Raw genomic sequence first — 4954 nt, 5'->3', positions numbered from 1 at the left:
GGATATTAAAGCAATTCGGTGATTCTGTTCAGAAGATCGTGCAGGCAACCGGTTTAACCGTACAGGAAGTAGAAACACTGAATTAATGATTCATGTGAAGAATGTGCTGCGTTTGTCTTTTTTTGAAAAAAATGGTATATAGTAAACCTGTTCGGAAACTGACATTTCTGAATAGCTTACCTTGAAATGCGATGTTCACGCATCGTGGTATTTGTGCGATTTAGAACTCGTCGACCTACTCGAAAACGCAGTTATCGGATAGGTCTCGTTTTATGCAAAAGGGAGATTTTTATGGGATTACGTGTATATAATACTTTGGGCAATAAGATAGAAGACTTTGCCCCGGTCAATGAAAAAAAAGTAGGTTTTTACGGATGCGGTCCGACGGTGTATAATTATGCCCATATCGGTAACTTACGGGCTTATGTGTTTCAAGATACCCTCGCGCGGCTTTTGCATTTTTTAGGTTACCCGGTAACACATGTTATGAACATAACCGATATCGGGCACCTTTCGGGCGATGCTGATGACGGGGAAGATAAAATGGTAAAAACGGCGAAAGAGCGCGGGCAAAGTGTTCTGGAAATCGCAGACTTTTATACCCAAGCCTTCTTCAAAGATACTGAACGGCTCAATATCCGCCGTCCTGATGTCGTATGCAAGGCTACCGATCACGTAGCTGATATGATTGAACTCATTAAACGGATTGAAGCGAACGGGCACACCTATTCTGCAGGCGGCAATCTCTACTTTGATATTATGACCTTCCCGCATTATGGGGAGCTTGCATCAATTAATCTTGAAGACCTTAAAGCCGGTGCCCGTATTGAAGTAGATGAAAACAAACGGAACCCGCATGACTTTGTGCTCTGGTTTACCAAAAGCAAGTTTGAAAACCAAGCGTTGGTATGGGATTCTCCGTGGGGCAAAGGCTATCCCGGTTGGCATATTGAGTGTTCTGCAATGAGTATGAAATATTTAGGCGAGCAATTTGATATCCACACTGGCGGCATTGACCATATCCGTATTCATCATACCAATGAAATCGCCCAATCGGAAGGCGCTACGGGTAAAAAATGGGTAAAATATTGGCTGCATAACGAGTTTTTGGTGATGAACAAGGGGAAAATGTCCAAATCTTCAGGGGATTTTATCACCTTGGATAAAGTGATTGAGGCTGGCTATGCTCCGCTTGACTACCGTTTTCTGCTGCTCGGCGGACATTACCGCAGCCAGCTGACCTTTTCGTGGGAAGCAATGGATACGGCAAAAAATGCACGGAAAAACCTCGAACAGCGGATTGCCAACCTGTTGACCGATGCAGATACTCTTCCAACACTGCCTGCGGAAGGTATCACAGCGGCAGCGGCATCCTCCATGCTTGGAACCGAAGCAGCCCGCAGATATTTAGCAAACTTTACACAAGCGCTTGAAGAGGATATTTCTACACCGCGGGCGCTTTCTGTTGTACAGCAAGCAGTAAAAGATAAAGAGCTGCCCGTTCCGGAATTGCTTACCTTGCTTGGCATTTTTGATACGGTACTCGGTCTCGATTTAATAGACGAAGCTCAAGCTCTTCATAGTGATGCAGCTATAACCGATAATAAAGAAGAGATCGAACGTTTGGTTGCAGAACGGACAGAGGCAAAAAAGAAAAAAGATTTTAAGCGAGCTGATGCAATCCGTGATGAACTCAAAGCAAAGGGAATTGCTCTGGAAGATACTGCAAACGGTACTATTTGGCGGAAAATGTAACCTTTGGGAGACTCAATTGTTTGATGAGATAGAACCGTTAGATGCACTTTCCGATAAGGATTTTAATACCATTTATGATGCTGCTGTTCCGGCACTGTATAAAGTTGCCTATAATATCATCCGGGAAGAAGATGCAGCTGAAGATATATGCCATGATGCGTTAATTAAGATGACGGAAAAAGAGATGAAATTTCCGTCCTTAAATGATGCAAAGTATTGGCTGATTCGAGTGGTAAAAAATGCAGCATTAAACTATGCTAAACGGAGAGTGCTGGAGCGGAAAGTATATACACGCGCTTTTAAGGAAGACGCCCGAAAGATAGATTCCGGAGAAACGGCACTTTTAAAAGAAGAAACAATCCGGGATGTGCAGCATGCATTGGAACAGCTGCCCGAAAACTTACGGATTGTTTTACAGCTCCGTGAGTATACTGAGTTGAACTATAAGGAGATAGGGCGTATACTTGGTATTAGCGAAGGAAATGTGAAGGTGCGCATTTTCCGGGCGCGGGAGTATTTAGCAAAAGTTATAGGAGATGACAATGTCTACATGCCCTGATAATGACCTGTTGTCGGCATATATTGACGGTGAACTTATTTCCCCATGGAAGGAAACGATAGAACAGCACTTGCAGGAATGCAGTGTCTGTAAAAATATATATAATCGGTATACAGCTGTACAGTGTTGTATACGGACAGCTTCTGCAGAACACCGGCTTGATTCTGCCAAATCATTCGTAAAGCTGTGCGAAAAAAGGGATGCCGTATTAAAAAATAAGCAGCAAACTAAGTACAGACGGCAAAATGCCTCCCTAAAGGATAGCTGGTTCTGCTCTTCTATCCGTGTGCCGTTGCCCGCTGCCGTTGCGGCGCTTCTCCTTTTCGTGCTTATGCCGCTTGTTTTATTTCTAAAAGCAGAGTCTGCACTCACATCTGTTGTAGCCAGCCGATCTTCTTTCATGCCTATTGTTCCGGTTTCACTTGAAAAGCAAAAGCATGTGTTAGAGATGGATTATGGTATCTCGCAGGTAAATGCCGGGTATTCCTGTGCAGTAGCAAACAAAGCGGTGAATGCCAATGATAAACTTTTTACGGTTGGAGAATTTGCGCGGCTCTATTCTAAAAATGAGAATATGTTTGCTCCGGTACAGTCTACGGTAAGCCTTAGGATTTCCTCGCCATCGTTTCCTTTTGCAGCAGGTTATCAACCGCTTTCTTCGGCAGCTAGTACCGGTTCCGCAATCAATACTCGATGAGTTCGTATTTTTCTTATCTTGTAAGAAAGTATCCGCTTGTCCGCTTTCTTCTCTTCTTCCTGATTATCGGCGGTATACTTGCTGCCGTTGTATTTCTTTCGCGTTTTGCAATCCGAAGTAATACCATTGCTGCCGTATCACCCCAAGTAACAGCACCGGGTGAGGTTATAACTATTGTAGGAAAAGACTTTGGAAATCAATCAATACATTCTTGGCTCATGATAGGAAATAATAAACTGCGGTCTGATCGTTGTATCGAATGGACAGACACGAAAATCATATTTGAAGCGCCCGAAACCTTGTCGGAAGACCTGCTTTCCGTTGTTGCAAAAAACAGACAAGGAAATACTGTTATGCTGGTGAACCGGCAGCTTTTACCGATCAATTCAAAGAATGAGGTAAATGAGAGTATTCCCGTTATTGATGTTCTTGATACGGATAGTGCCAATGTAGGTGAGCTTATTTCTATTCACGGCAAAAATTTTGGGCATACCCGCAATAATTCGGTTGTGCTTTTTACCGGAATGCAAAATACCGTTCATATACAAACCGCCGAACAAGTACTAACCGGTGCGGAATGCAATGAAGCCGACTTTGATTATGAGTTCTGGAGCGACCGTGAATTACGAATACGGGTACCCGATGCCGCCGATACCGGTAATATTGTTGTTATTACTGAAGCAGGAATGAGTAATCCTGCTGCATTCCGGTTAAAAAATAAGTACGGCACTAAAACTTACACCGATACCCGGACATACCGCTTAGTTTCTGAAGTAGAAATTTCTGATTTTATTGCAGAAAGCCCGAATACGCTTTTTTTACGCATTCCTATTCCGCAAAAAACTGAGACACAGCGCCTTGTAACAATCAATTCCGTACAACCGGAACCGTTTGTGCCATCCTATCAGGGGGCGAGTATTTACCGGTTTTACAATGTCGATTCCGACACTAAGATTCAGATACGGCAAGAATACAGCGTATCCCGCAGTAAGGTAGAAACAAGTGTAGCTGCCGGATCTTTAAAAAAGACCGGCTATAACAATCCGCTTTTGTATGCCGCATACACTGAAGCCGATGAATTTTTACCCGCTAATGATCCAGCAATCAAAAAGGTTTGTAAACATATTATTGGAAGCGAAGCAAATCCCTATAACAAAGCAAAGCGCATTTATCATTTTTTAACATCAGAAATAACAGCAAGAGAAAGCAGTGCTGCTGATGCCGGTAGATCAATTCTTACAGCTCTTGAGGAGAAAACAGGAGGAGCTTATGATCTCGCCCTGCTGTTTTGCACCATTGCCCGTGCTGCCGGTGTTCCTGCTATCCCAACAGCAGGATTGCTGGTGGATCACAATAAAAAAGCGGTACAGCATTGGTGGGCTGAGTTCTATCTCAATGGATTCGGCTGGGTTCCTGTCGATCCTGCGCTGGCTTCCGGTATTCCTTTTGATACCGGCGCTGCAGATAACAAGCAGTGGTACTTTGGTAATTTAGATGCCTACCATATTGCCTTTTCCCGCGGGCATCAAATCCAAACCCCTATGCAGCCGAACGGAAAAACAACCGAGAAAGTTCGCAGTTATGCTTTCCACTCTATTTGGGAAGAAACAGCTCCAACCATCACCGGCTACAGTGCGCTGTGGCGGCTCCCTAAGATTGCAGGGGTGTACTAAATAGAATGGTAACAAGTCATTATTGTCAAGTACAAAATTCCATAGCAGCTGCTAACCCGAGTTCAAGACTTTGAGGCGGGATATGATGTGTTCCTTCTACTACAATAGAATTTTTCGTACTTTTTATGCCGCTTGCACCGTATATTTCATCAAAAACTGTTTTGTAAGAAAATAACTCATCATTATTGCTAAAAATAGCAAAAGTTGTTTGTCTGATAAGTAAGTAATCAAAATTAGTTTATACAGAAATCCAGTACTTCTTTTCATTAA

General features: G+C 43.2%; 4 protein-coding genes. All 4 read left to right on the top strand.

The annotated features are described in order from the left end of the window. Positions 1-291: 291 nt before the first annotated feature. The 4 genes from ACTTJ8_RS11350 to ACTTJ8_RS11335 are packed head-to-tail and all read left to right on the top strand — an operon-like array spanning position 292 to position 4684. Positions 292-1755, top strand: a complete 1464-nt coding sequence (locus ACTTJ8_RS11350) for a cysteine--tRNA ligase (protein ID WP_442715713.1) — start codon at positions 292-294, stop codon at positions 1753-1755. 16 nt (positions 1756-1771) lie between these two features. Continuing rightward, positions 1772-2314 (top strand): RNA polymerase sigma factor, encoded by a 543-nt coding sequence (locus ACTTJ8_RS11345; RefSeq protein WP_442715714.1) that lies wholly within the window; start codon positions 1772-1774, stop codon positions 2312-2314. Then, a complete protein-coding gene (locus ACTTJ8_RS11340; protein ID WP_442715715.1) occupies positions 2298-3011 on the top strand; it encodes an anti-sigma factor family protein in 714 nt (237 codons plus the stop codon). The genes ACTTJ8_RS11345 and ACTTJ8_RS11340 overlap by 17 nt, the downstream gene beginning before the upstream one ends. Further along, positions 3008-4684 carry a transglutaminase domain-containing protein gene (locus tag ACTTJ8_RS11335; RefSeq protein ID WP_442719779.1) on the top strand — a complete coding sequence of 559 codons (1677 nt, stop codon included), beginning with the start codon at positions 3008-3010 and terminating at the stop codon, positions 4682-4684. Before ACTTJ8_RS11340 ends, ACTTJ8_RS11335 begins: the two co-directional genes overlap by 4 nt. Positions 4685-4954: the final 270 nt, after the last annotated feature.

This window comes from Treponema sp., assembly GCF_052169735.1.
In the GTDB taxonomy this organism is placed as follows: Bacteria; Spirochaetota; Spirochaetia; order Treponematales; family Treponemataceae; genus Treponema.
Note: the sequence above shows the minus strand (reverse complement) of the source record. Positions and strands in the feature narration are given on the sequence as shown.